The 1,389-nt window shown below is 42.8% G+C and carries 1 pseudogene; it reads left to right on the top strand.

Going from position 1 to position 1,389, the window contains the following annotated elements:
• Nucleotides 1-1,389, top strand: a pseudogene (locus tag ADH90_RS07970) (fibrillin); the annotation flags it as partial.

The raw sequence follows: 1,389 nt of genomic DNA on the forward strand, positions 1-1,389 counted from the left end.
CAAGTAAATGGTCAAGATAAACCTGTAACCATTAAATCAAATAGTTATAAGCTCTTGGATAAAGATGGTAATGAAGTTACAACTACGCCAGCTTATGCTGCCGATGGTACAACGCCAATCGGTACATTCACGATCGATCCAGCAACTGGTACTGTAACATTCACACCAACTGATAAATCATACACAGGTGCTGTAACACCAGTCAAGGTTCAAGCTGAAAGCTCAAACGGTATCAAGGTGAATACAACTTATACACCTGAAATTGTTCCAGTAACTCCAACGGCTACTCCAGTTGAATCAACAGATATCCAAGGTGCGACTCAAACAGGTAAACCTGAATTCAAGGGAGGAACAGTAACCGTTGATGGTGTTGAGAAAACAGTAGCTATCAATGAAGATGTTCCAGCGACATTTGACGATGGTTCAACAACTAAGACAGTAGATGGTGTCGGTACCTACACAGTAGCTCCAGATGGAACAGTTACATTCGTGCCAGAAAAATCATTCGTCGGAACTGCACCTGCCGTGACTGTTGTCCGTGAAGATAAGAACGGAACCAAAGTTTCTGCAACATACACCCCGACAGTAACGCCTGTGACTCCAACAACAAGTCCTGCAACTTCAAAAGATATCCAAGGAGCAACTCAGACTGGTAAGCCAGTATTTACTGAGGGTGATAGCCGTGTGCCGATGAACGATGCTGTTCCAGCAACCTTCGAAGATGGTTCAACTACCAAGACAGTTGACGGCGTTGGTACATACACAGTAGCAGCGGACGGAACAGTAACCTTTGTTCCTGAGAAGTCATTCACTGGAACTGCTCCAGCAGTGACGGTTGTTCGCGAAGATAAGAACGGAACAAAAGCCTCTGCAACCTACACACCAACTGTTACACCAGTCACTCTTACTCCAACAAATAAAGTTTCTGAAGACATTCAAAATGTTCCTCAAACTGAGACTCCAACATTTGCTTTGAGTAATGATGAGACTGCTCAAATTACAAGTAAGAAATTGATTGATCCTGCAACAGGTCAGCCAACAGCTGAAACAACAGTAACTGTAGCAGGCGAAGGAACATATACAATTGATCCTACTACAGGAGCGGTAACATTTACTCCTGAAAAAGACTTTGTTGGAATTGCAACAGGTGTCACAGTTCAAGCAACAGCAACTATTACAAACGCAGCTGGTAAAACAGCGACAATCACTTCGGATGCAACTTATACACCAACTGTTGTAGCTGCTGTTCCAACAGCTCAACCAGCTACTTCAAAAGATATCCAAGGTGCAACTCAAACAGGCACACCAATTTTTGCAGGAACAACTGTCCAAGTAAATGGTCAAGATAAACCTGTAACCATTAAATCAAATAGTTATAAGCTCTTGGAT

It is taken from the genome of Streptococcus pseudopneumoniae, assembly GCF_001073085.1.
In the GTDB taxonomy this organism is placed as follows: domain Bacteria; phylum Bacillota; class Bacilli; order Lactobacillales; family Streptococcaceae; genus Streptococcus; species Streptococcus pseudopneumoniae_M.